The sequence below is a fragment of the Rhizobium sp. SVR5-2C genome, from assembly GCF_056755115.1.
Map to the genome: position 1 here is coordinate 14,425 of NZ_JBNDHT010000044.1, position 23,382 is coordinate 37,806.

Genomic DNA, 23,382 nt, shown 5'->3' on the forward strand with positions numbered 1-23,382 from the left:
AGGGGCAGTTGGAAAATTTCATCTACAACGCAAACTCCGGTCGCGTCATTTTTGGCAGCGGCACGGTCTCCCGGCTTGGGGAAGAAGCCGACAGGCTGGGCGCTAAATCCGTCCTGGTTCTCTCCACGCCGGAGCAGGCGAAGCAGGCGGAAGACATTGCGCGGCACCTAGGCTCGCGCGTTGCCGGCATTTATTCCAAAGCGCAGATGCACACGCCGGTGGACGTGACGTCGGATGCCATGCGGACCGTCGAGCGGCTTGGCGCCGACGCGGTTGTGTCGATCGGCGGCGGATCGACGACGGGTCTCGGCAAGGCGATCGCCTATCGCACGGATCTGCCGCAGATTGTCGTGCCGACGACCTATGCCGGATCGGAGGCCACTCCCATCCTCGGAGAAACAGAGGGTGGCCGAAAGGTCACCAAGTCCGATCCGCGCATCCTGCCCGAAGTCATCGTTTATGATGTCGATCTGACGCTGAGCCTGCCCGTTCCGCTTTCGGTGACAAGCGGTATCAATGCGATCGCCCATGCCGTCGAGGCGCTTTACGCTAGGGAAACAAATCCCATCATTTCGATGATGGCGGAGGAGGGGATTGCAGCGATCGCCCGTGCTTTGCCGCTCATCCAGGCAAACCCACAGGACACGGCCGCGCGCGCCGATGCCCTCTATGGAGCCTGGCTTTGCGGCGTCTGCCTCGGATCGGTGGGAATGGCGCTGCATCACAAGCTCTGCCACACGCTGGGCGGCATGTTCAACCTGCCGCATGCGCCGATGCATACCGCGGTTCTGCCCCACGCGGTGGCTTACAACAGCAAGGCCGCTCCGGCCGCCATGGCACGTATCGGCAGGGCGCTCGGAGGAGGCGAGCCAGCCGCGGCGCTTTATGACCTTGCGAAGCGATTGGGGGCTGTCATGTCGTTGAAAGATCTTGGCATGCCCGCAAACAGTGTCGGCGACGCAGTCGAACAGGCGATGTCGAATGCCTACTGGAATCCGCGTGCTCTCGAAAAGAACGCGCTGAGCGAATTGCTTGAGCTCGCTTATCGAGGAGAACCGCCGGCGTCAGTGTGACGTTGGCCGGGATGCAACGGAGTGCGTACCCTCGATTGCGCGGCAGAAGGGGCGGAGCGACGACATCCAGAATGGATAATTACAAGGTTTTTATTCGAGAATAAGCCCCTAAACTGAGGCTTCCGGTAAAGTCCGGCACGCGCATACATGGGAGGATTACTAATGCATGGCCACGAAGCTCGCGGCGTGAACCGTAGAACTGTGCTTAAATATACGGCCGCGATTGCGGCATCATCGATCGCGTCCCCCTTTGTCTTGAGGAAGACGGCGAGAGCATCCGATGAGACAATAACTATACTCAATACGTTCCCGACGCTGGCAAATGAATACTGGCAAGGTTGGGATGCGGGTTGCAGGCTGGCGACCGAACAGCTTGGCCTTAAATATATCGCACAGACATTCGAAGATTCAGTCGACAAGCAGATCGCACAGATCGAGCAGGCCCCTTCGCTCGGCGTGAATGCCGTCGTTACTTTTGCGCAAAACGCCGAAGTTATCAAAGCCTTGGCGGCCACTGCAAGTCAGGTCGGCGTCAAGCTCGCCAACGCCCATTCGACAGCTGCCTGGCTCGATGCCGACGACCCTGCGTATGCAGGTTCCTATATGCTCTATAGCCAGCCGGATAACATTCGCGGCATCGCCGCCATGGCACAGGCCCTCTTCGACAAGATCGGTAACAAGGGCAAGGTGCTCTACGTCGCCGGATTGCCGGGCAACTTCTCCGCAGATTCGCGCGCCGCCGGCGTCAAGCTGGCGCTCGAGAACAATCCAGATATCGAGCTTGTCGGCGAGCAGCCGGGCGGCGAAAACCGTGTGGCAGCCCGCCCAATCGTCGAAAATCTTCTGACGGCCAATCCCGATGTAAGCGCCATTATTTCCTATAACGACGACACGGCCATAGCCGTCCTCGACGTCTTGCGTGAACGAGGACTGAGCGGCTCCATTTTCACCGCCGGAAATGATGCCACGCGCGAAATGCTGAACCGCATGAAAGAAGACAAGAGCGCGCTGGGCACGGTCTCGATCAATGCGCCTTTCATGACCGGCTACTCGGTCGTCACCCTCTATGATGCGCTGGAAGGCATTACTTACGATCCGCTCGAGAAGATGCGGTATTTCGATTCCGTTTTCCTCGATTCTCCCGAGGTCGCCGAAAAATATCTCAGCGCCATGGACCAGAGCGGCAAGATTAACTTCGACTTCAAGTCGATGTCGCGCCATCTGAATGGCGATAATTGGAAGATCCAATGGGGCATGGAGGTCATCGACCCATCGAACTTCTGGGGGAAAGTCGGTTCCATGCAGTCGCTCAAACCCGGCGGGTGGGCGTTGCCGGAAAGCATCGAGGCCTCCCTCAAGGCCGGCAATGCCGACAAGCTCAACAAGATGTACCGTGACCACTTCGTCCCCGGTCCCCTGAGCGACGTCGCCGGCCAGACACGCGCCAAGAAAACCGTCCTCGGATTCTGATTCTTGGGAGCGCCGCAACGGCGCTCCCTGAATCCTGCAGATCGGACCGGCATCAATGAAGCAGCATCTCGAACTACGTTCCATCACGAAACGCTATCCTGGCGTGACCGCGTTGCGGGACGTGTCCTTTTGTATCGACCATGGCGAAACCCTAGGGCTCGTTGGCGAGAACGGCGCTGGTAAAAGTACGCTTCTCGATATTCTCTGTGGTCTCCAGACGCCCGACGAAGGTCAGCTCGTTCTCCATGGCGAGGTCGTCGAATTCGATCAGCCGCGCGAGGCGACCCATGCGGGCATATTCCGCGTCCACCAGGAACAGGCGCTCATTCTCGTCTACCCGATCTTTCAGAATCTCTTTCTCGGTCTCGAACACCATTTCTCCCGTTGGGGGATTATGCAATTCGCCGAAATGCAAGCGCGCGCCCAAAGAATTTTGAACGAGCTCGGCATCGCACTTGATGCGAAGGCCGTCACCGGAGACCTCAATTTCGGCACCCGGCAGCTTGTCGAAATCGCGCGTGTCGTTGCCCAATCGGAAATACTGAAGATCGATCGGCCGCTCGCCCTCCTTGATGAGCCGACCGCCTCACTCTCCGGTCCGGAACTCGATCTCTTTTATGGAGTCGTCCGACTGCTGAAAGAAAAGTTCAGAGCTTCGGTCGTATTCATATCGCATCGTCTCGACGAGGTGCTGCACCTCTGCGATCACGTGGTCGTTCTCAAGGACGGTCAGGTCGTCGATGCTGATGTCTCCGAACCGACGGAGGCGAAGCTCCACAGCCTAATGGTCGGACGGGAACGGCTGACGGATTTTTATGCGACCAACCGGCAGCGTTCCGAATTCGGCTCCTCCGTGCTCGAACTCACAGACTTCACAACCGAATTTTTCCGCAATGTGACGCTCTCGGTCCGCGAAGGAGAAATCGTCGGCATCGGCGGACTGGTCCAATCCGGCAAGACCGAGTTGGGACGCGCGATATTGGGCGTCGAGGCAAGCCGCGGCGGAGTCAGAATCCTGGGCCGCGATGTCAGCCCGCTTACGGCATCGGACCGCATCGAACTCGGCGTCGGCTACGTGCCGCTTCACCGTCATCTTGATGGCGTGATGCTTGGCCGATCGATACGGGGCAACATCATCCTCCCCTCGCTCGACCGTTTCGCGCGCTGGGGCATTCTGGACTTCCCCAAAGCTGCGAGTTTCGTATCGGAATGGGTAGATGAGTTGCGGATCAAGGCGCCGAACGACGCGGCTCTCGTCGGCACGCTTAGCGGCGGCAATCAGCAGAAGGTGGTGCTGGCCAAATGGCTGGGGCGAAATCCCCGGCTACTGATCGTCGATAACCCCACGCGCGGCGTCGATGCAGGCGCGAAGGAGGAAATTTATCGTCTTCTCCGGGATGTGACGGCTGGCGGATGCGCCGTCCTGCTGATTTCCGATGACCTCGTCGAACTGATCGAGCTTTCGAACACCCTCTACTTTCTTTCGAGCGGGTCGCTATCGGCGTCCATTCCCGCTCCTGTCGAGAACAAGCCGAAAGAGCAAGACGTCGTTGCGATGATGTTTTGAGCAGCCAGGAATCAAGGAATTGAAATGTCGAAGATAAATGCCCTCGGAAGGTTCACGCCTTTCATCGCCGCAATTTTCCTGATCGTGTTCTTCTCGGTCATGCACAGCGCATTTCTGACCTGGCCGAACCTCTGGAACATCATTCGCCAGTCCTCGGTGTTGCTCGTAGCATCCATGGGGGTGACTTTCGTCATCCTCATCGGCTCGATTGATCTGTCGGTCGGCGCCGTCATGACGTTGTCCGCTATCTGTTCGATTACCCTAGTGCCGGTCATCGGTGAGAGCGGCATTCTTGTCGGCCTGATCGTCGGCGGCCTATGCGGCGCGTTTAACGGCCTTCTCAATTCTATCCTGAAGCTCCCGAGCTTTCTTGTCACGCTTGGTTCATTGTTCATCTTCCAGAGCCTCGGCTTGATCATATCCGGCGGGCGGCCGTTGCCATGGACGACGCCCACATCGAGCGCCCTTGCCGGCGGCGTCGTCTTCGGATCTTTTCCCAAGATTGGCCTATGGGCGATCGCCGTTCTGCTCATATGTGCGTTTGTCGCCCGATACACGCGCTTTGGCCAATATATGTATGCAATCGGCGACAACGAGCGCACGACCCGGATGTCCGGTATTTCGACAACACGGCTGAAGGTTGCCGTCTTCGTCGTGGCCGGTGCGATTTCGGGACTCGCGGGAAACTTGCTTGGAATCCGAACCTTTTCGGCCTCTCCCGGCATGGGTGATCCGTTTCTTCTGGATACGATTGCGGCGGTCGTCCTCGGCGGCACGCTGCTCACCGGCGGCGTCGGCGGACCGCTGCGGACCGTCTTTGGTGTGCTGACCATCGTCATCCTGGCAAACGGCATGACGCTCCTGCAAGTCGATCCTTTCTTCCAGGTCGGTATTCGCGGCGCGGTCGTCATCCTGGCTGTCTTGATCACCACCAAGCGCGGCCGTCTGGATCAAATTGTCAAGTAAACTAGCCTGAGCCAAGGAGCTTAACGCAATGCTCGCCATTCGTATCGCACTGTCGAATCCGGAAAAAGCTGAAGCTCGCACGGGCTATATCGAGGATCACAAAAGGTACTTGCGATCCGGCCGGCTTCGCATTGTGCAATCAGGACCTATTCTGGATGAATTCGGAGGAGCCAGTGGAGGCGTTGTTGTTGCCGAGGTCAACTCCATCGACGAGATGCAAGATTTCAATTCCGCGGACCCATTTGTGGTCCACGGGGTATATGAGAGCGTTCGTATTTATGAATGGCAACCAACAATCACCGAGGCGGCTCAACAGAGCCTGCGATGACCTAACGCGGGATTACGATTAGAGCGCAATCGCTTTCTGGAGGAGGAAACAAAATGAGGGCGTTTGGAAGCTTGATTTGGAAATGCGTTCGCGGCTGGCTTACAGAAGCCGGGATGGCCTATAGCGGATACCATGTTGACCATGGTCAAACATCCGTCGCTCGTCCGGCTTTGCTACCTCGCCGGTGGTTTGATGAAAGCCCGGAAGAAAAATAAAAAGTGCCTGCGCGGAGGCATTCGCCCAGATTTGAAAGACCCGACAAGCGATAATTTCGGGTTTTTCGCGACGATGGTTTCTGCCTAGGAGGGCTGCATCTCCCAGCCACCGGCCGCAAGCGCGGCGCGGTCGAGCTCGCGTTCGATGCGGCCAGCCTGCATCGTCACCGCCCGATCGCACATATGACCTACGACACCGGGATCATGGCTGACGAGAATGAAGGTCATCCCGTTCGAGGTCTTCAGCTCGTTGAGCAGATTTAGGATGCCCGCCTGCACCGAAACGTCGAGCGCCGAAGTCGGCTCGTCGAGCAAAAGCAGTTTCGGCTTCAAAAGCAGTGCCCTGGCGATCGCCACGCGCTGGCGCTGGCCACCGGAAAGCTGATGCGGATAGCGCCCGGCGACCGCCGACGGTAGCCCGACCCGAGCGAGCGCTTCGCGGACCTCGTCCTCGACATTGTGCGCGCCGCGGATCGAAAGCGGCTCGCCCAAAATGCGGGCGATGCGATGGCGTGGATGCAACGAGGAATAAGGATCCTGGAAGACCATCTGGATCTCGGTCCGCAACGCGCCGGTGATCTTGTGCCCCGACCGCAGCGGCTGGCCGAAAACGGAAATCTCCCCCTGCCAATTGGTATTGAGCCCGGCGATCGCCCGAAGCACGGTCGTCTTCCCACAGCCGGACGGGCCGATCAGGCCGAAGGTCTGCCCGGACTCGACCTCGAAGCCGACGCCGCGCACGGCGGTAAAACCCTTGCCGCTGCCCTGGAAGGTGACGGAGAGGTCCTTAACTGTCAGCGCGCTCACGGCTCGTCTCCATAGACGGGCAATTGCGTGCCATAGGTGACAGCCGAGGGCCGCGCCGCCCAGAGCGCTCTCGTATAGGCTGACTTGGCATGGGAAAGATCGGCGGAGGCCATCTGGTCCTCGATATGGCCATGGCGCATCACCATTACTCGATCGGCATAACGCGACACCTGTTGCAGGTCGTGGCTGATGAGCAGCAGGCCCATGCCGAGTTCCTCCGTCAGCGAGCGCAAGAGCGTCAGGATCTGGTCCTGGAGGCTGCGGTCGAGCGCTGAAGTCGGCTCGTCGGCGATCAGAAGTTTCGGTCGGTTGATCAGCATCGCGGCGATCATGACGCGCTGCCCCATACCGCCGGAAAGCGCGGCTGGATAGCTGCCATAGACCCGCTTCGGATCGGTAAGCCCGACACGGGAGAGCATATCGAGCGTTCGCTCGCGACGCTCGGAAGAGGAAAGCCTCGTATGCAGGAGTAGCGCCTCTTCCACCTGCCGCCCGACCTTGTGGGCTGGGTTCAGCGAATATTTCGGGTCCTGCAGGATGAGGCCGATGCCATTGCCGCGGATCGCGTTCCAGCCGGAGGGCGACAGCGTCGTCAAATCCTGCCCGTCGAAGGCGAGGCGCTTGGCCGATACCGCCGCGCTCCGCGGCAGAAGCCCCATGATCGCCCGCCCGGTCATCGATTTACCGGAGCCGGATTCGCCAACCAGCGCCACCACCTCGCGACCGACGGAAAAAGAAATGCCGTTGACGACGCGCACCGGGCCGGCGCCGGAGGGAAAGGAGATCGAAAGCTCCTCGACGGAAAGCAGCGGCTCAGTCATGGCGCGGATCCAGGATGTCACGCAGCCCGTCGGCCATCAGGTTGAAGGCAAAGGAGGTAACGAAAATGGCAAAGCCCGGCACTGCAGCCACCCACCACTGATCGAAAATAACCTGCGTGCCCTCTGCCACCATCGAGCCCCATTCTGCCGTCGGCGGACGTACGCCAAAGCCGAGGAAGCCGAGGCCGGCCGCGGCAAGGATGATGCCCGAAAGATCAAGCGCAAGGCGGATGATGGCAGACGGCAGGACCAGCGGCAGGATATGCCCCCAGAGCAGCCTGACGCCGCCGATGCCCACCATTTCCGCTGCCGCGAGATAATCGCTGCGCCTCAGCGCCGCCGTCTCGACGCGGGCCTGGCGGGCATAGGCTGGCCAGCTCGTCAGTGCCAGCGCCAACGCTCCATTGATCAGCCCCGGTCCCATGATGGCGACGAAGGCGAAGGCGAGCAACAGACGCGGGAAGGACATGACGATATCGGTGATCCGCATCAGCACACGTTCCGTGATGCCGCCGAAGAAGCCGGCAAGGATGCCGACGAGGATGCCGAGCGGCGCCATCAGGAGCACGACGACGAGCACGAGCAGAAGCGTCGGCCGAGCGCCATAGATCAGCCGCGAGAGGATATCGCGGCCGAAGCCGTCAGTGCCGAACCAATGCGTCGCGCTCGGCGGCATCAGCCGGTTCGCCGTCTCCTGCAGGTTCGGATCGTAGGGCGCTATAACAGGCGCCAGCAGCGCGAGCGCGAGGATGAAGGCCACGACCACGCTACCCGTCGCCGCGGAGGGCGAGTGCAGCATGCGCCGGAGAAAGGACGGCCCGCCGAGTGGCGCCCGGACGATCGCACTCATTGCTTCTTCTCCGCTTCCAGCCGCGCCACGCCCAGATCCGTCAGCGCGTTGAGCAGCACGAAGGAGGCGCCGACGACGAGCGTCGCGCCGAGAATTGCCGGCATATCCCCGGCAAACATGGCTGTGGTGAGATAGCGGCCGATGCCCGGCCAGGCGAAAACGGTCTCGGTCAGTACCGCGCCTTCCAGCAGGCTGGCATAGGAAAGCGCAATCACTGTGAGCAGCGTGCCAGAAATGTTCGGAAGGATGTGGACGAAGACGATACGGTGGAGGCTGGCACCCTTGGCACGCGCCGTCGTCACATATTCCTGCCCGAGTTCCGTCAAGATCGAGGCGCGCGTCAGCCGCGAGATGGCGGCGAGCGCATAGAGGGCAAGCACGACCGCCGGTAGCGTCAGATGCGCCAGCGCATCGCGGAAGGCGCCGGCCTTGCCGGAGAGCCAGGTATCGATCAGCGCAAAACCGGTGACGGATTTGACCGTATATTGGAAAACGACATCCGCTCTGCCGGGCCCCGGAGCCCAGTGGAGCCGCGCATAGAACAACAGCAGCATCAGAAGGCCGAGCCAGAAGATCGGCACCGAATAGCCGAAGAGCGAAACGAACCGGGCGAGGCTGTCCACCCACGTCCCCTGCCGCATGGCTGCGGCGATGCCGAGCGCAAGGCCGATGACGGCGCCGAAAATGATCGCCGTCGTCGCAAGCTCGATCGTCGCCGGAAAGGTGCGGGCGATGTCCTTCGCCACCGGCTGCCCCGTCGAGATCGATTGACCGAAATTGCCGGATAGTGCCGTCTCGACATAACGCAGGAACTGCACCGGCAGCGGCTGGTCGAGACCGAGTTCCACTCGCGACTGCTCGTAGGTGGACTGGCTGGCATGGTCGCCGACCAGCTGCAGCGCCGGATCGATCGGCGAAAGACGCGTCATCGCAAAGGTCACCAGCGCCAGCCCCAAGAGCGTCAGCGCGAAGGACCACAGCCATGTGAGAAGTGGCCAGACGAAAGACAACTCCCGCCAACCTTTGCGCTGGCGGGAGTCGGTCCTGTCGGCATCAGGCGTTGTTGCCGCTTGCGGCACTTACTTTTCCACCTTGTCGTAATACACCTGGTCTGCGTTGAGACCCTGGGCATAGTTCTTCACCTTGTCGCTTAGCACGACCTGGTCATTGCCCTGAAGCGTAAAGATGTAGGGCGAGCTTGCCTGGATCTTCTTCTGCAGGTCCTGATAAGCGGCGACGCGCTTGGCCGGATCCTGCTCCTTGACGGCCGCAAGCGTCTCGTCGGTCAGTTCCGGGATCACCCAGCCTGCCTGCCTGGCGACGGTATTGGCCGAGTTATCCTTGTTGATCGCAAACGCGCTGGCATTGGAATGCGGGTCGAAATAGTCCGGGATCCAGTAGCGCAGCGTCATCTCGTATTTGCCGGCGCGGCCGCGGGCATAGATGTCGCTTGCAACACCTGGCTGGATGTCGAGCGTGATGCCGGCCTGGGCAAAGGTCGACTGCAGCGACTGGGCGATCGACAGGAAGGGCTGGTCGTTGAAGACGATGAATTCGATCTTGAACGGCGTCTTGATGCCGGCATCCGCCAGAATTTTCTTCGCTTTCTCGACATCCAGCTTGAAGGGCGTATCCGTCAGCGCGCCCGGGAAGCCAACTGGCAGGAAGGCCTGATGCACCGTGCTCTGGCCACGCAGCAGGTTCTTGGCGATGCCATCGTAATCGACGAGGTAGCGTGCCGCTTCCCAGAAGGCCGGGTTGCCGAGCGTCGCATTCGCCTTGCTGTTCAGGAGGATGTAATCGGTACGGGCAGACGGAACGGACAGCACCTTGATGCCGCCCTTGTCCTTCAGCGCTTCGATCTGGTCGGCGGAAAGGCCGCGGGCGATGTCGGCATCGCCCTGTTCGACGAGCAGGCGCCGAGCGCCGACATCCGGCACGTTGCGGATGATGACGTTTTCGAGCTTGGGCTTGTCGTCGGAATTAGCGTTCGCCTGCAGTACCAGGGCCTCATGTGGCGTGTAGGTAGCAATCGCAAAGGCGCCGCTGCCGGCTGAATTCGTCTTCAGCCATTCATTGCCGAAATCGTTGTTCTTGGCGTTCGCGGCAACCGTCTGCTCGTCGACGATCGAGGCGATCGGCGCCGTTAGCAGCGAAAGGGCGAAGCCGGAACCGACATCGGCCGTCCAGGTCAGCTTCAGATGCTTGTCGTCGACCTTGGTAATGGCGGCATCGACATTGTCGGCTTTCCAGCCGAGCTCGTTGAGGATGAAGGCCGGAGATTTATTGAGCTTCACGGCCCGCGTCAGCGAGAAGATCACGTCTTCCGGACGCACCGGGTTGCCGGAGGCGAACTTGGCGTCGGCGAGCGTGAAGGTCAGGCTCTTGCCGTCGCTGCCGGCTTCCCAGGAGGCGGCAAGCGCTGGCTCGATCTTGGTACCGTCCTCGCGGTTCGACTGCACGAGACGCTGGTAAAGATTGTTGAAGGACTGGACGGTCGTCAGCTCGAAGCCTTCGGCCGGGTCGAAGCTGACGGCATCGTCGATCGACTGGGCGACGACGAGAACATTCGCCGGCGTCTCGGCATTGGCGACCGTTGCGCCGAAAGCGAGCGCGACGCCGAAGACCGTGCCGAGCAGTCGCGAGCGAGTGGTGATGATGGACATCGAGTAACTCCCCTTGGGTGATGAAAGATCAGTTGGCGCCTTCAGCGAAGGCCTCAAGTTCCGGATCGAAATCGACCTGGACGACATTGTTGAAGACCGCCGTGGCGATCATGATGCCGGCGAAGGCGACGAGATCGACGAGCACCTTGGCGTCGTAACGTTTCTTGAGCGCGGCCCAGATCTCGCCCGGCACCTTATTGGAATCGGCGACGATCGCCTCCCCGAAACGTTTAAGCAGCGATTCGATCTCCGTCAGCTCGAGCGCATCCGGGTCGAAGCCGTTGATGATCAGGGCGCGGCGGAAGAAGGTGACCGCAATCTTCGAATTCAGCGCCTTCGAGATCGCATGCGAGAAGACCCAGATTTCGCGGTCGCTGATGGCGGGATTGAGCTCCGCCCTGAGCGTGAACCATTCGGCATAGATGCGGTGCGCTTCCGGCGAATGCAGCAGCGTCCGCTTCATATTGGTCATGCGCCCGCGACGCCGCACCTCCTCGTCATGTGCTTTTCGAATTTCATCGGGGGCGGTCGCGTAATCGATCTGAGGGATATGGCTCATGACATCTGCTCTTCAAGAAGCTGCCAAGCTAGAAGCGAGCCTTTGATTTGTGCAGACTCTGTTGACCTAGCTTTCTGCGCTTCTGACGAAAAATATTCCATCACTCAGGAGTTCGGTGGGATTTCATTGACATGAGGTAGCGACGCCCCGTCCGGCAACTTTGATACTGGCATTGCCCTGGCCATAGCCCAGACGGCAAATCAATAGCCGCGTTCTCGGTATTCTGCAGGGGTGACCAGCGCTCCTCAAGCGAATTGCCGCCGCCTTCGATCAGGGTCCGAGCCTCGAGCGCCTTTGCGCGTGCGTCACGGATAGACATTGACGGGTAGCTCCCGAGCTCCATATCGCGACGTTTGCCCGTCACAGGTGAAACGAATCGCAGAACCATTTGCCGCCGCCGGCGCACCCGAGGGAAACGAGTAAAACCACTTGGCGTTGGCCGCGGCATCGGCGCGGGCGTGTTCTCGCATGCGTGAGCCGAATCTATCCCCGCGCGTGGACTCAGCCGAAGAGAATCGGTCATCGCGCGCGAATCCGGTGGGTGCTGGCATCAGTTATGCTGGACTGCCTGACACTGCCGCAGTTCATGAAAGTAGCCGAATCCGGCCGGAAATTGGTATCAATGCGGCACAAAACCGCCTTCGTCATACTTATGTCGCTACGCTAAGCCCCTGCAAAATCGACGGTTATTAATAAAGCATAAAGAATTGCGGCCGGTGCCTGCCAACTTTGTGGCCTTTCAGCAACAGGGGTCTGTGAAGGCGGATGCAAACAGCACAAACGAGCAAGTTGGTGATTGCGTGACGGGCGGGGTCTTGTATTTTCAACCTCGGAAGCGAGGGCGGTTGATCGTCCGACTTCTTGAAACATGGGGATGGGGCAGGGAACGCTGCTCAAGCGAAAAATCCCAGACCCGATCGAAACTTTGAATTGGAGGTCATAATGAACATCAAGAGCCTTCTTCTCGGCTCCGCTGCTGCTCTCGCAGTAGTTTCCGGTGCTCAGGCCGCTGACGCTATCGTCGCTGCTGAGCCGGAACCGGTTGAATACGTTCGCGTCTGCGACGCTTACGGCACCGGCTACTTCTACATCCCGGGCACGGAAACCTGCCTGAAGATCCAGGGCTACATCCGCTTCCAGGTTGACTGGTCTGCTGGTGACCTCGCTGACAACGGCGGCGGCGAAGACTGGTCTGCTCGTACCCGCGGTCAGGTTGCCTTCACGGCCAAGAGCGACACCGAATACGGTCCGCTCACCGGCGTTATCGTTTATCAGGCGAACTTCCGCCCGAACGGCCCGGCCAACAGCCAGGATATTGAAAACGATACGATCATCGATGAAGCCTACATGGACATCGCCGGCTTCCGCGTTGGTAAGTTCGTCAACTGGTGGGATAACGACTTCTCCGGTGAAACGGAAGTTATCAACAACAACACCAACTTCAACGCAATCCGTTATCAGTACGACTCCGGCGACTTCTACGCTGGTATCGCTGTTGAAGAAATCAGCGTTGATACCGAATTCAACGATGCAGACGGCGACGGCGTAGTCGATGCCGGCGAACTTGACTTCAACGGCGGTAACAACATCGGTATCGACGCTGCTGTCGGTGGCAAGTTCGGAGCCGTTAGCTGGGAAGTTCTCGGCGGCTATGACATCGATCGCGACGATGGCGCCGTTCGTGTCGTGGTCTATGCAGACATCGGCCCGGGCACGCTTGGCCTTGCTGGCATTTATGCTACCGGCCCGACGGACTACTACGACAACGGTGAATGGACGATTGCTGCTCAGTACGCTGTCAAGGCAACCGACAAATTCACTATCACGCCGGCTGTTCAGTATACCGACAACACTGAGCTTGACGGTGACGATTTTGACGGCGGCAGCCAGTGGCGCGCTGGTGTCACGCTCGATTACGAGATCGTCGAGAACCTGGCGACGAAGGTCACCGTCAACTACATCAGCAACGACAGTGACAACGGCGGTGAGGATGAAGACGGCGTTACCGGCTTCTTCCGCCTGCAGCGTTCGTTCTAATCTGATCTGACTTCGGTCAAATCGGGAAGCCCGGCTTTCGAGCCGGGCTTTTTGTGTCTGTGGAATTGTCAATATCTGACGCGTCAGAGACCTTGCCTCCTATCAAAGGAGGAAGCAGGTGATTTCCGGTGCAACGTCATCAAGATGCAGCAGCGGGGCATGCCCCTGGTTTCTCGCCGTGATCAGCCGCGCTGCCGGATGCCGCCGGACCATCGCTTCGGCCGTTGCCCGCGATAGCAATTTCGAGTTCTCGCCGCGGATGACCAAGAGCGGTGCATGCGACATCGCACCAAATTGCTTCCAGAGATCCGGCAGCGGCTTGCTGAGGTCCGTAGCCACCATTGCCTCGGCAATGGCTGGATCGAAATCCGAAGCCAATCCGCCGTCTCCTTGGTGATAAATCGCATGGGCCATGCCGCGCCAGTCCGTCGCGGCAAGAGTTGGAAACTCCGGCTCGTGCAGTTCACGAACCCATCCGGCGGCATCGTCCCAGTCGCGCGGCGTTCGCGGAGCTGCAAGATAGTTCTGAATGTGCCGAAGGCCCTCCGGCTCGAGCACGGGACCGACATCGTTGAGGACAACGGCTGCCAAGAGCTCCGGCTTCATCTCGGCATTCAGGTGAAGAATGAGGCCGCCGCGCGAGGTGCCGATGAAGGCGGCGCGGTTAATACCGAATGCGGAGCAGGCGGTCAGAACGTCGTTTGCTTCGACCGCAAGATTGTAGTTCCGTTTGTTGTTGTCCCAGTCAGATCGACCGCGGCCTCGAGAATCGAGTGTAATGACGCGCCTCGGATGCAAAGGGTGCTGCGACAGGATGAGCGCAAGGTCGTGGAAGTCGCGTGAATTGCGCGTGAGACCCGGCAGGCAGATGACCGGAAGGGAGTTCTCCGCAGCGCCGGTTCCGCGGTAGTCTCGCGCGTAAAGCCGCAGCCCGTCGGACGAGCGATAGAATCTCTCTTGAAAACCGCTATTGTCATCTGGATGCATTGCGACCTCCCGGCAGTTGCGCCGGGAAATCTACTGAGTGTCGCAGGCAATGCAACGGGCTTACGACGGCCGCCCGCCGATCAGGTCGCGTTCAATGTCCGGCGTTTGTCCCAGCCGCGCTTTGTAGACCTCATAGTTCTCCATGACGCGTTGCACATAATTGCGCGTTTCGGGGAAGGGGATGCGCTCGATCCAGTCGACGATCTCATCGATGGACTTGCCGCGCGGGTCGCCATAGCGGCCGATCCATTCCGGCACGCGCTTCGGCCCGGCATTGTAGGCGATGAAGGTCAGGATATAGGAACCACCGAAAGCGTCGATCTGCTCGCCGAGATAGTGCGCGCCGAGCGTGGCGTTGTAGCCGGCATCCGCCGTCAGCTTGTCCTTCGAATAGGCGATGTTGTGGCGCTTGGCCACGGCTTTGGCAGTTCCGGGCAGCAACTGCAGAAGGCCGCGCGCGTCAGCAGCCGAAACAGCGGCGGGATTGAAGGCACTCTCCTGGCGGGCGATCGCATAGGCAAGCGCCTTGCCGGAGCCGGAGATATTCGCGTTCGGGGGGATGACGCCGACCGGAAAGGCGAGGGCGGCGACATCGATGCCTCGCGAGTAGGCGATCTTGCCGACTTGCAGCGAAAGGTGATGGTCGCCGGAGCGCTCTGCCTGTGCCGAGAGGATTGCCAATTCCCCTGGGCTTTGAAGCTGGTCGGCCAGCGCCAGATAAAGGCTTGCCGCGCGCCAGCCATGCCCGGCGGCCTCAAGGCGCGAAATCGCCTGCACGGCTTCGCGGGACTGGAAGCGCTGCCGATCTTCTTCGCTCGGCGACGGATAGGAGACGTTGAGCGTCTTGCGCCCCAGCCGTTCGGCCGCCAGCTGGCCGTAAAAGGTGCTCGGGAAGCTTGCTGCCTTTGCGTAGAACTCACTGGACTTGCCCTGGCCGCCAGCTTGCGCGGCGCGGCCTAACCAGTACCAAGCCCTCGAAGCGGAGATCGGACCGCTCGAAACCTGAAGAATCTTGCGAAAATGTGTCTCGGCGGTAGCGGGATCCTGCAGTCCTCGCAGGGCGTACCAGCCGGCGTGGAATTCTGCTTCAACAACGTCCGCCGGTCTTGTGGCGACGTGATTAGCCACAACGCGGTAGGCGGCCTTGAACTGGCCCTGGTCGACAAGGCCGCGGCTAACGATGCGTTGCTCGTTCCACCATTCGCCGGAATTCACGAGTTCGTCGCGCTTGGAAGGCATTTCCGCCAGAAGCTTGGCCGCCTCGGCATATTTATCCTGTTTGCGCAGATATTCGATTCGCGCGAACAGATAGCCCGGATCATTGGACCATTTTCCATCGACAGCGTTGAGAAGCGCACCAGCATTCGAAGCGCTGGCGGCGACGGCCGACCACGCCCTGTAGAGCGATTGCGCCTGTCCCGCGTCGCCGAAGCGCTTTGCCTGTGCCGTCCGACCGCGATACATGAGGTAGTCCATGCGGGCTTTGTGGTCGGCTGTGCCAAGCAGCCGGGAGAACTCCGCCAGGATCTTGTCTTCGGTCGCCTTGTCCAGCGCTTCGCTACGCCAGACCTTGCGAATATATCCTGCCGCTTGCGTCTGTCTGCCGGCCGAGACCAGCGCTCGCGAGAGAATAATCGCGCCGGCGGTCGTTTCCGGTGCGGTGTTGCCGAAAGCGGCGAGAACCGCAGCCGGGTCAGGGTTTTCATCGTAGAGCGCGCGCTCGGAATAGGCGCGCAGCCTGGAGAGCCCCGGCCAGCCCTTGAGTTCCTGTGCCGCCCCGGCAATCGCGTACGACGGAACGCCCTTCGCGCCGGACGTGGCGATTGCCCAAGTCAGGATATGCCGGTCAAGCGTGCCGTTGCCCATCGCGTTGCGGATCGCGATTGCCTGCTGAGGGTTCTTGTTGGAAAGAGCGTCCAATCCGGCCTTCAGGTCTCCGCTGACCGGCGCAACGGTCGTGCTGCGCGGAATGGCGCCGGTCATGATCGATTCCGGCACCGAGGTTTGCGGCACGAAGCCGATCGGCCTAACGTCGGGTACTGGTACACCCGCGTCTGGAAGCGGCGATGCGATGCTGCTCCACGCAGCGGCCGTAACGCCGAGGGCGGAGAGAATCAGGACAGCTCTTTTCATCCGGAGACTCGCAAGAAAAATATGCCCTAACTCTCGCAAGAGGCTGCTTAAGGAAACCTTACCGAAGCCGGTAAAATTCGTTCACATTTGGTATCGGAATTTGCCCTAAATGGATCCCTGCGCGCTTGTCGCCGCGGTTCCGCGGCTTTATGGTGCGCAACCCATATTCGAGGAATGCGGCCAAGGCGTCAATACCGGCCGTGAGGAGCTATGCATGTTCAAGGGATCCATTCCCGCTCTCGTTACCCCCTTCACTGATGCCGGACAGGTGGATGAAGCTGCTTTCGCCGCGCATGTCGATTGGCAGATCAAGGAAGGCAGCAGTGGTCTCGTTCCGGTCGGTACGACAGGCGAGTCTCCGACGCTGTCGCATGCAGAGCACAAACGCGTCGTCGAACTCTGCATCGAAGCCGCCGCGAAGCGGGTCCCCGTTATGGCCGGTGCCGGATCGAACAATACGCGCGAGGCTATCGAGCTGGCCCAGCATGCCGAAAAGGCCGGCGCCGATGCCGTGCTTGTCGTCACACCTTATTATAATAAGCCCACTCAAAAGGGCCTGATCGCCCATTTCTCGGCAATCGCTGAGGCGGTCAAGCTGCCGATCTACATCTATAACATTCCCGGCCGCTCGGTGATCGATATGACACCGGAAACGATGGGCGCGCTCGCCAAGGCGCATTCGAACATTGTCGGCGTCAAGGATGCCACCGGCAAGATTGAACGCGTGTCGGAACAGCGCATCGCCTGTGGCAAGGACTTCCGCCAGCTCTCGGGCGAAGATGCAACAGCGCTCGGCTTCAATGCCCATGGTGGCGTCGGCTGCGTCTCGGTAACGGCGAATGTCGCGCCGCGGCTTTGTGCCGAGTTCCAGGCTGCAACGCTTGCGGGGGATTACAGGAAGGCGCTGGAATACCAGGACCGTCTTATGCCGCTGCACAAGGCGATTTTCATGGAGCCGGGCGTCTGCGGCGCAAAATACGGTCTCTCGAAACTGGAGCGCATGAGCCGTACCGTACGCTCACCGCTGATCTCGGCGCTGGAACCGTCCACGGAAGCGGCAATCGATGCCGCTATGCGTCACGCCGGCGTTCTGAACTGACCCGAAGCGGAAGGCGGCTGCGTCGCCTTCACAAGTTTCGGCTGTTCCCCTAGATAAGGACGAGAGAAGGGGCGCGGTCTTGCGCGCCCGTAGCCGAATTGGAATTAGTCATGGCCCCCAAAGGCAGCCAGCGCGTCGTAAAAAAGGTTGTGGCCGAAAACCGCAAGGCCCGCTTCAACTACGAAATCATCGATACTTATGAGGCCGGGCTCGTTCTGAAGGGCACCGAGGTCAAGTCGCTGCGCGAAGGCAAGGCCAATATCGCGGAATCCTACGCGTCGGATGAAGACGGCGAGATCTGGCTGATCAACTCCTACCTGCCGGAATACCTGCAGGCGAACCGCTTCAATCACGAGCCGCGCCGCCGCCGCAAGCTCCTGCTTTCGAGCCGCGAGATCAACAGGCTGCGCGCAGGCATCAACCGTGAAGGCATGACGCTGATCCCGTTGAAAATTTATTTCAACGACCGCGGCCGGGCGAAGATGGAACTAGCCCTGGCGAAGGGCAAGAAGCTGCACGACAAGCGCGAGTCCGAGAAGGAACGCGATTGGAACCGTCAGAAGAGCCGTTTGCTGAAGGGCAACGGCTGACCGCGGCAAAGGCCGAAGGTCGATTTCCGTCCTTTTGGCGGCACCAACAGCCGAAGATGCCTGCAAGTCGGCGCCTTGGAATGGCTGGCGCCAACCCAAGTGGTGCTTTCACAGCGTTCGGTTGAGGATTATCCCTCGAAGTCGGTTACGGGGGCCACCTCGACAGGCTTTTGCGGGCGCTCGGATGGATCGCGGCCGATCTCGCTCTTCAGGGACAGCAGGTCGATGAAGTGATCCGCCTGACGGCGCAGGTCGTCGGCGATCATTGGCGGTTGCGTTGCCATCGTGGAGATGATCGACACTTTTCGGCCCCTGCGCTGAAGCGCTTCGACCAGCGTCGTAAAATCACCGTCGCCGGAGAAGATCACAAGATGATCGACGGTCTCCGATTGCTCCATCGCGTCGATTGCCAGCTCGATATCCATGTTGCCCTTGATCTTGCGGCGGCCCATGGAGTCGGTGAATTCCTTGGCGGGCTTCGTAACGACCTTATAGCCGTTGTAATCCAGCCAGTCGATCAGCGGACGGATGGAGGAATATTCCTGGTCCTCGATCAGTGCGGTGTAATAATAAGCACGCAGCAAATATCCGCGCTTCTGAAATGCCTTCAGAAGCTTACGATAGTCGATATCGAAGCCGAGGCTCTTGGATGCAGCGTATAGGTTGGCGCCGTCAATGAAGAGTGCAATTTTTTCGCGTGGGTCGAACATCGCATCCCAATCCAATTAGAGTAATCCAAATTTGATCCGCCAAACATCGCTTAAAAACAATGGCTTAATCTGACGACTGAGAATAATTCTTAATTTATGAATTATTCATATAAAAAAAGATTTAGGGCACGATTCGGCATATTCCAAGCAACTACTGGTGGAATTGCTGAATTACCGGTGAAATTTTTAGCGGGATGCCGTACAGAAGGCTGGCGGTGCACGAAAAACTTGAATTCGCCGGCTTTTGGCTGTATCGCCGTGCCAATCCAGAAATCACGACCGTAAAGGACAGGCAATGGCCCGTGTCACAGTAGAAGATTGCATCGACAAAGTTGAGAACCGCTTCGAGCTGGTTCTGCTTGCCAGCCACCGCGCCCGGCTGATTTCCCAGGGTGCCTCGATCACCATCGATCGCGACAACGACAAGAACCCCGTCGTGGCGCTGCGCGAAATTGCCGACGAAACGCTTTCGCCGGACGATCTGAAGGAAGACCTGATTCACTCGTTGCAGAAGCATGTCGAGATCGATGAGCCCGAGCCCGATCCGGCAAGCCTCATCGCCGCTGGCGGTGTTGCTGCTGCGGAAGGCGAGGAGCAGGACGATCAGCCGGAGACGATCACTTTCGACCAGATGTCGGAAGAAGAGCTTCTTGCCGGTATCGAAGGCCTCGTGCCGCCGGAAAAGAGCGACGACTACTAATAAGGCGCGCGACGATTACCAATCGTCAATCTTGCGCCTTTATTGCTAAGGCATATTATTGCCATTGTGTGCGCCAATCGGTGATTGGCGCGCTTTTGTTTTTATTGGAGTAGTCCGGGGATGATGCGGCAGTACGAGCTCGTGGAGCGGGTGCAGAAATACAAGCCCGATGCCAATGAAGCTCTGCTGAACAAAGCCTACGTCTATGCCATGCAGAAGCATGGGCAGCAGAAGCGTGCCAGCGGCGATCCCTATATCTCCCATCCGCTCGAAGTCGCCGCGATCCTGACGGACATGCATCTCGACGAGTCGACCATCGCCGTCGCCCTGCTGCACGATACGATCGAGGACACGACGGCGACGCGCGCCGAGATCGACGAGCTCTTCGGGGAGGACATCGGCCGGCTGGTCGAAGGCCTGACGAAGATCAAGAAGCTCGATCTCGTCACCAAGAAGGCGAAGCAGGCGGAGAACCTGCGCAAGCTCTTGCTTGCGATTTCCGACGATGTCCGCGTGCTTCTCGTCAAGCTTGCCGACCGCCTGCACAACATGCGCACGCTCGACCATATGTCGGCGGACAAGCGTGCCCGCATTTCCGAAGAGACGATGGACATCTATGCGCCGCTCGCCGGCCGCATGGGTATGCAGGACATGCGCGATGAGCTGGAAGAGCTGTCCTTCCGCCACATCAATCCGGAAGCCTACGAAACCGTCACCAAGCGGCTGGAGGAACTCTCCAAGCGCAACGAGGGCCTGGTCAAGAAGATTGAAACCGAACTGCGCGATCTGCTCGTCGCAAACGGCCTGACAAATCCGCGTGTCAAGGGACGGCAGAAAAAGCCCTACTCGGTCTTTCGCAAGATGCAGTCGAAGTCGCTGTCCTTCGAACAGCTCTCGGACGTGTACGGCTTCCGCATCATCGTCGAAGATGTCCCGGCCTGCTATCGCGCGCTCGGCATCGTCCATACCCGCTGGCGCGTCGTGCCCGGCCGCTTCAAGGACTATATCTCGACGCCGAAGCAGAACGACTACCGCTCGCTGCATACGACGATCATCGGCCCCTCCAGCCAGCGTATCGAGCTGCAGATCCGCACGAAACGCATGCATGAGATCGCCGAATACGGTATCGCTGCGCATGCGCTCTACAAGGACGGCGCAACGACGCCCGATGGCGATATTCTTTCGCGGGAATCGAGCGCCTATTCCTGGCTGCGGCATACGATCGAGGCGCTGGCCGAAGGCGACAGCCCCGAAGAATTCCTCGAGCACACCAAACTCGAGCTCTTCCAGGATCAGGTCTTCTGCTTCACGCCGAAAGGCAAGCTGATTGCTCTGCCCCGCGGCGCGACGCCGATCGATTTTGCCTATGCCGTTCACACCAATATCGGCGACACGACAGTCGGCGCCAAAATCAACGGCCGCATCATGCCGCTCGTCACCCGCCTCAACAACGGCGACGAAGTCGAGATCATCCGTTCGGGCGTGCAGGTGCCACCGGCCGCATGGGAAGAGATCGTCGTCACCGGCAAGGCGCGCGCCGCCATCCGTCGCGCCACACGCATGGCGATCCGCAAGCAATATGCTGGTCTCGGCCACCGCATTCTGGAGCGCACTTTCGACCGGGCGGGGAAGATATTCTCCCGCGACGCGATGAAGCCGGCGCTGCACCGCCTCGGCCAGAAGGACGTCGAAGATGCGATCGCGGCTGTCGGCCGGGGCGAGATGTCGTCGCTGGATGTCCTGCGCGCCGTTTATCCCGATCATCAGGACGAGCGCATTACCGTCAAGCCGGTTGGCGACGAGGGCTGGTTCAATGTCCGCAGCGCTTCGGGCATGATCTTCAAGGTACCCGACAAGAAGGGGGAGGCCCAGGGTGGGCAAGGGACCACGATCGATATGGGCCCGATCCGTGGCATATCCAGCAATATCGCCGTGCAGTTCGCGCCAGCGGGCGCCGTGCCTGGCGATCGTATCGTCGGCATCATGGAGAAGGAGAAGGGTATTACCATTTACCCGATCCAGTCGTCCGCACTGCAGCGTTTCGACGATCAGCCCGATCGCTGGATCGATGTGCGGTGGGATCTGGACGAGGCCAACAAGTCTCGCTTCATGGCACGTGTGCTGGTCAATGCGCTGAACGAGCCGGGCACGCTGGCCAAGGTCGCGCAGACCGTTGCCGGTCTCGATGTGAACATCCGATCGCTGAACACGGTGCGGGTTGCCGCAGATTTCACTGAAATGGCTGTCGATGTCGAAGTATGGGATCTCCGCCAGCTCAATCAGCTGCTTGCGCAACTGAAGGATCTGGACTGCATTGCGACAGTTCGCCGCCTCTACGACTAAGTGTTTGCCCATTTTGTGATCATATCGCGACCGCATCTGCACGACGGAAAGGCGATGTATGCGCTGAATGCATGGCTGTACGTATTTTAGCGCGTTGGTAATTGTGCGCTGCAACACTTATCTTCTGGTCATCAGAGAATGAACGAAGAAAGACCAAAGCAAATGTTTGCTCCTATCAAGAAAATCGCCCGCGCTCTCCGCGTCCCGAGCGTACACGAACGTGAAATCGCATACCTCAACGCCTCGCATGACCGGATCGATCTCGAATACCGTCAGCGCCAGGTTGACCGGGGTCTGTTCCGTAGCCGCTAATCGCGGGCTTACGCTTCCAAAACTGCGGGAGGGCGCCATGCATGACATGCGCCCATTCGTGAAGAGCTTTGACGGCTGAGCGGCGCCTGTCAATTCGTCGCTCTTGTCATGACGGCATGTGCTGCACTAAATAACCGCCATGCTGTTTCGCCGAAGAAAACCAGCCGGATTTCGTGAAAAGATGCGGGAGCTGCTATGGCCCCGCAAGGGGTTCTTGCGCCCGGCTCGCTATCTGGCGATGCGTGTTTTGCGCTTGACGGCGTCGCCGCACGGCGTTGCCATGGGTGTTGCCGCGGGGATTTTCGTGTCCTGGACCCCGTTTATCGGCGTCCATTTCGTCATGGCATTCGTGCTCAGCTATTTCTTTTCCGGGAACATGGTTGCCGCCGCGCTTGGTTGCGCAGCCTTCGGCAATCCGCTGACCTATCCGTTCATCTGGGGCGCGACGTGGGAGATCGGTCACTTGCTGCTCGCGCGGCGGGATACAATGCATGGCCAGTCGATCGACCTCGGCGCCCTGTTCCATCAATTGCACTTCACCGAACTCTGGCGTCCGGTTCTCGAGCCGATGCTTGTCGGGTCCCTTCCGCCTGCGTTGCTGACGTCCGTCATTGTGTATTTCGGAACCTTCTACGCGGTCAAAGGCTTTCAGTCGCGCCGCCGAGAACGCTTGATGGAGCGTGCCCGAGTACGGCTGTCACACCCGGCGCAGGAAAGCGTATGATCATCGGTATCGGCAGCGATCTCATCGACATCCGGCGCGTCGAGAAATCGCTCGAACGCTTCGGCGAGCGCTTTACCAATCGCTGCTTCACCGACATTGAACGCGCGAAGTCTGACCGGCGTGTCAATCGGGCTGCCTCCTACGCCAAGCGCTTTGCCGCCAAGGAAGCCTGTTCGAAAGCGCTAGGCACCGGCATGGCGCAAGGCGTGTTCTGGAGGGATCTTGGCGTCGTTAATCTGCCGAGCGGCAAGCCGACCATGCAACTGACCGGGGGTGCCGCCGTCGTGCTTCAATCCATGCTGCCTGCCGGGCACAAGGCGGTGGTCCACTTGACGATAACGGATGACTATCCGCTCGCTCAGGCATTTGTGATCATAGAAGCCCTGCCAGAAGGCGCGTAAGGGGCGGCGTCTCGTCGCTTTTAA

The 23,382-nt window shown here is 59.7% G+C and carries 24 protein-coding genes; 14 read left to right on the plus strand and 10 right to left on the minus strand.

Annotated features, from left to right (window positions below):
• Window positions 1–8: 8 nt before the first annotated feature.
• The 6 genes from ACPYOI_RS14845 to ACPYOI_RS14870 all read left to right on the plus strand — a co-directional run bounded on the left by ACPYOI_RS14845 (window position 9) and on the right by ACPYOI_RS14870 (window position 5,707).
• Window positions 9–1,073, plus strand: coding sequence for a maleylacetate reductase (locus ACPYOI_RS14845; RefSeq protein WP_481416198.1), 1,065 nt, complete (start codon window positions 9–11; stop codon window positions 1,071–1,073).
• 186 nt (window positions 1,074–1,259) lie between these two features.
• On the plus strand, window positions 1,260–2,543 hold the full coding sequence (locus ACPYOI_RS14850; RefSeq protein WP_481422993.1) for a sugar ABC transporter substrate-binding protein: 1,284 nt from the start codon (window positions 1,260–1,262) through the stop codon (window positions 2,541–2,543).
• 55 nt (window positions 2,544–2,598) lie between these two features.
• The gene (locus ACPYOI_RS14855; RefSeq protein WP_481422994.1) at window positions 2,599–4,110 is read left to right on the plus strand and encodes a sugar ABC transporter ATP-binding protein; all 1,512 of its coding nucleotides are present in this window, start codon (window positions 2,599–2,601) and stop codon (window positions 4,108–4,110) included.
• 24 nt (window positions 4,111–4,134) lie between these two features.
• Window positions 4,135–5,076, plus strand: coding sequence for an ABC transporter permease (locus ACPYOI_RS14860; protein ID WP_481416195.1), 942 nt, complete (start codon window positions 4,135–4,137; stop codon window positions 5,074–5,076).
• A gap of 28 nt (window positions 5,077–5,104) precedes the next feature.
• Window positions 5,105–5,404 carry a YciI family protein gene (locus tag ACPYOI_RS14865; RefSeq protein WP_481416194.1) on the plus strand — a complete coding sequence of 100 codons (300 nt, stop codon included), beginning with the start codon at window positions 5,105–5,107 and terminating at the stop codon, window positions 5,402–5,404.
• 135 nt (window positions 5,405–5,539) lie between these two features.
• Window positions 5,540–5,707: a hypothetical protein gene (locus tag ACPYOI_RS14870; protein WP_481416193.1), complete on the plus strand. Its 168-nt coding sequence runs from the start codon at window positions 5,540–5,542 to the stop codon at window positions 5,705–5,707.
• Here the strand turns inward: ACPYOI_RS14870 and ACPYOI_RS14875 are convergent.
• The 7 genes from ACPYOI_RS14875 to ACPYOI_RS14905 form a co-directional block, all read right to left on the minus strand.
• Window positions 5,704–6,426 (minus strand): ABC transporter ATP-binding protein, encoded by a 723-nt coding sequence (locus ACPYOI_RS14875; protein WP_481416192.1) that lies wholly within the window; start codon window positions 6,424–6,426, stop codon window positions 5,704–5,706. The two genes, ACPYOI_RS14870 and ACPYOI_RS14875, sit on opposite strands and share 4 nt — an antisense overlap.
• Entirely contained in the window at window positions 6,423–7,247 is an 825-nt protein-coding gene (locus ACPYOI_RS14880; RefSeq protein ID WP_481416191.1) for an ATP-binding cassette domain-containing protein, read from the minus strand. Before ACPYOI_RS14880 ends, ACPYOI_RS14875 begins: the two co-directional genes overlap by 4 nt.
• The gene (locus tag ACPYOI_RS14885) at window positions 7,240–8,097 is read right to left on the minus strand and encodes an ABC transporter permease (RefSeq protein ID WP_481416190.1); all 858 of its coding nucleotides are present in this window, start codon (window positions 8,095–8,097) and stop codon (window positions 7,240–7,242) included. The genes ACPYOI_RS14880 and ACPYOI_RS14885 overlap by 8 nt, the downstream gene beginning before the upstream one ends.
• Window positions 8,094–9,176 (minus strand): ABC transporter permease, encoded by a 1,083-nt coding sequence (locus tag ACPYOI_RS14890; protein ID WP_481416189.1) that lies wholly within the window; start codon window positions 9,174–9,176, stop codon window positions 8,094–8,096. Before ACPYOI_RS14890 ends, ACPYOI_RS14885 begins: the two co-directional genes overlap by 4 nt.
• Window positions 9,177–10,763, minus strand: a complete 1,587-nt coding sequence (locus tag ACPYOI_RS14895) for an ABC transporter substrate-binding protein (RefSeq protein ID WP_481416188.1) — start codon at window positions 10,761–10,763, stop codon at window positions 9,177–9,179.
• A gap of 28 nt (window positions 10,764–10,791) precedes the next feature.
• On the minus strand, window positions 10,792–11,322 hold the full coding sequence (locus ACPYOI_RS14900; protein WP_481416187.1) for a carboxymuconolactone decarboxylase family protein: 531 nt from the start codon (window positions 11,320–11,322) through the stop codon (window positions 10,792–10,794).
• 100 nt (window positions 11,323–11,422) lie between these two features.
• Window positions 11,423–11,845 (minus strand): Arm DNA-binding domain-containing protein, encoded by a 423-nt coding sequence (locus ACPYOI_RS14905; RefSeq protein WP_481422995.1) that lies wholly within the window; start codon window positions 11,843–11,845, stop codon window positions 11,423–11,425.
• A gap of 419 nt (window positions 11,846–12,264) precedes the next feature.
• Here ACPYOI_RS14905 and ACPYOI_RS14910 point away from each other — a divergent pair, with 419 nt between their 5' ends.
• Window positions 12,265–13,359 (plus strand): porin, encoded by a 1,095-nt coding sequence (locus ACPYOI_RS14910; RefSeq protein ID WP_481420208.1) that lies wholly within the window; start codon window positions 12,265–12,267, stop codon window positions 13,357–13,359.
• A gap of 102 nt (window positions 13,360–13,461) precedes the next feature.
• Here ACPYOI_RS14910 and ACPYOI_RS14915 read toward each other — a convergent pair whose 3' ends face one another.
• Both ACPYOI_RS14915 and ACPYOI_RS14920 read right to left on the minus strand, forming a co-directional pair.
• Window positions 13,462–14,346 (minus strand): alpha/beta fold hydrolase, encoded by an 885-nt coding sequence (locus ACPYOI_RS14915; RefSeq protein ID WP_481420207.1) that lies wholly within the window; start codon window positions 14,344–14,346, stop codon window positions 13,462–13,464.
• 60 nt (window positions 14,347–14,406) lie between these two features.
• Window positions 14,407–16,479, minus strand: a complete 2,073-nt coding sequence (locus tag ACPYOI_RS14920) for a lytic transglycosylase domain-containing protein (RefSeq protein ID WP_481422996.1) — start codon at window positions 16,477–16,479, stop codon at window positions 14,407–14,409.
• A 214-nt stretch (window positions 16,480–16,693) separates the two neighbouring features.
• Between ACPYOI_RS14920 and dapA the strand changes: the two genes are divergently transcribed.
• Together dapA and smpB are read left to right on the plus strand one after the other, a co-directional pair.
• Window positions 16,694–17,578: a 4-hydroxy-tetrahydrodipicolinate synthase gene (dapA, locus tag ACPYOI_RS14925; protein ID WP_481422997.1), complete on the plus strand. Its 885-nt coding sequence runs from the start codon at window positions 16,694–16,696 to the stop codon at window positions 17,576–17,578.
• A 110-nt stretch (window positions 17,579–17,688) separates the two neighbouring features.
• Complete coding sequence (gene smpB, locus ACPYOI_RS14930; protein ID WP_168829011.1) at window positions 17,689–18,168, plus strand: SsrA-binding protein SmpB; 480 nt, start codon at window positions 17,689–17,691, stop codon at window positions 18,166–18,168.
• A gap of 128 nt (window positions 18,169–18,296) precedes the next feature.
• Here smpB and ACPYOI_RS14935 read toward each other — a convergent pair whose 3' ends face one another.
• A complete protein-coding gene (locus ACPYOI_RS14935; RefSeq protein ID WP_168829012.1) occupies window positions 18,297–18,878 on the minus strand; it encodes a LabA-like NYN domain-containing protein in 582 nt (193 codons plus the stop codon).
• Between the two features lie 295 nt (window positions 18,879–19,173).
• Here ACPYOI_RS14935 and rpoZ point away from each other — a divergent pair, with 295 nt between their 5' ends.
• The 5 genes from rpoZ to acpS all read left to right on the plus strand — a co-directional run bounded on the left by rpoZ (window position 19,174) and on the right by acpS (window position 23,358).
• On the plus strand, window positions 19,174–19,578 hold the full coding sequence (gene rpoZ / locus ACPYOI_RS14940; RefSeq protein WP_168829013.1) for a DNA-directed RNA polymerase subunit omega: 405 nt from the start codon (window positions 19,174–19,176) through the stop codon (window positions 19,576–19,578).
• A 120-nt stretch (window positions 19,579–19,698) separates the two neighbouring features.
• Window positions 19,699–21,921, plus strand: a complete 2,223-nt coding sequence (locus ACPYOI_RS14945) for a RelA/SpoT family protein (protein WP_481422998.1) — start codon at window positions 19,699–19,701, stop codon at window positions 21,919–21,921.
• 162 nt (window positions 21,922–22,083) lie between these two features.
• Complete coding sequence (locus ACPYOI_RS14950) at window positions 22,084–22,233, plus strand: DUF3563 family protein (protein ID WP_168829015.1); 150 nt, start codon at window positions 22,084–22,086, stop codon at window positions 22,231–22,233.
• Between the two features lie 139 nt (window positions 22,234–22,372).
• Window positions 22,373–22,957, plus strand: a complete 585-nt coding sequence (locus ACPYOI_RS14955) for a DUF2062 domain-containing protein (protein ID WP_481418975.1) — start codon at window positions 22,373–22,375, stop codon at window positions 22,955–22,957.
• Window positions 22,954–23,358, plus strand: coding sequence for a holo-ACP synthase (gene acpS / locus ACPYOI_RS14960; protein WP_481418974.1), 405 nt, complete (start codon window positions 22,954–22,956; stop codon window positions 23,356–23,358). Before ACPYOI_RS14955 ends, acpS begins: the two co-directional genes overlap by 4 nt.
• Window positions 23,359–23,382 lie beyond the last annotated feature (24 nt).

Excerpts from the sequence above, each read along its gene's own strand:
- ACPYOI_RS14885 (WP_481416190.1), bottom strand. The coding sequence starts at position 8,097 with ATGAGTGCGATCGTCCGGGCGCCACTCGGCGGGCCGTCCTTTCTCCGG.
- ACPYOI_RS14920 (WP_481422996.1), bottom strand. The coding sequence starts at position 16,479 with ATGAAAAGAGCTGTCCTGATTCTCTCCGCCCTCGGCGTTACGGCCGCT.
- ACPYOI_RS14950 (WP_168829015.1), top strand. The coding sequence starts at position 22,084 with ATGTTTGCTCCTATCAAGAAAATCGCCCGCGCTCTCCGCGTCCCGAGC.
- ACPYOI_RS14910 (WP_481420208.1), top strand. The coding sequence starts at position 12,265 with ATGAACATCAAGAGCCTTCTTCTCGGCTCCGCTGCTGCTCTCGCAGTA.
- ACPYOI_RS14955 (WP_481418975.1), top strand. The coding sequence starts at position 22,373 with ATGCTGTTTCGCCGAAGAAAACCAGCCGGATTTCGTGAAAAGATGCGG.
- acpS (WP_481418974.1), top strand. The coding sequence starts at position 22,954 with ATGATCATCGGTATCGGCAGCGATCTCATCGACATCCGGCGCGTCGAG.
- ACPYOI_RS14915 (WP_481420207.1), bottom strand. The coding sequence starts at position 14,346 with ATGCATCCAGATGACAATAGCGGTTTTCAAGAGAGATTCTATCGCTCG.
- ACPYOI_RS14945 (WP_481422998.1), top strand. The coding sequence starts at position 19,699 with ATGATGCGGCAGTACGAGCTCGTGGAGCGGGTGCAGAAATACAAGCCC.
- dapA (WP_481422997.1), top strand. The coding sequence starts at position 16,694 with ATGTTCAAGGGATCCATTCCCGCTCTCGTTACCCCCTTCACTGATGCC.
- ACPYOI_RS14935 (WP_168829012.1), bottom strand. The coding sequence starts at position 18,878 with ATGTTCGACCCACGCGAAAAAATTGCACTCTTCATTGACGGCGCCAAC.
- ACPYOI_RS14860 (WP_481416195.1), top strand. The coding sequence starts at position 4,135 with ATGTCGAAGATAAATGCCCTCGGAAGGTTCACGCCTTTCATCGCCGCA.
- ACPYOI_RS14855 (WP_481422994.1), top strand. The coding sequence starts at position 2,599 with ATGAAGCAGCATCTCGAACTACGTTCCATCACGAAACGCTATCCTGGC.
- ACPYOI_RS14880 (WP_481416191.1), bottom strand. The coding sequence starts at position 7,247 with ATGACTGAGCCGCTGCTTTCCGTCGAGGAGCTTTCGATCTCCTTTCCC.
- ACPYOI_RS14895 (WP_481416188.1), bottom strand. The coding sequence starts at position 10,763 with ATGTCCATCATCACCACTCGCTCGCGACTGCTCGGCACGGTCTTCGGC.
- ACPYOI_RS14865 (WP_481416194.1), top strand. The coding sequence starts at position 5,105 with ATGCTCGCCATTCGTATCGCACTGTCGAATCCGGAAAAAGCTGAAGCT.
- rpoZ (WP_168829013.1), top strand. The coding sequence starts at position 19,174 with ATGGCCCGTGTCACAGTAGAAGATTGCATCGACAAAGTTGAGAACCGC.
- ACPYOI_RS14905 (WP_481422995.1), bottom strand. The coding sequence starts at position 11,845 with ATGACCGATTCTCTTCGGCTGAGTCCACGCGCGGGGATAGATTCGGCT.
- ACPYOI_RS14900 (WP_481416187.1), bottom strand. The coding sequence starts at position 11,322 with ATGAGCCATATCCCTCAGATCGATTACGCGACCGCCCCCGATGAAATT.
- smpB (WP_168829011.1), top strand. The coding sequence starts at position 17,689 with ATGGCCCCCAAAGGCAGCCAGCGCGTCGTAAAAAAGGTTGTGGCCGAA.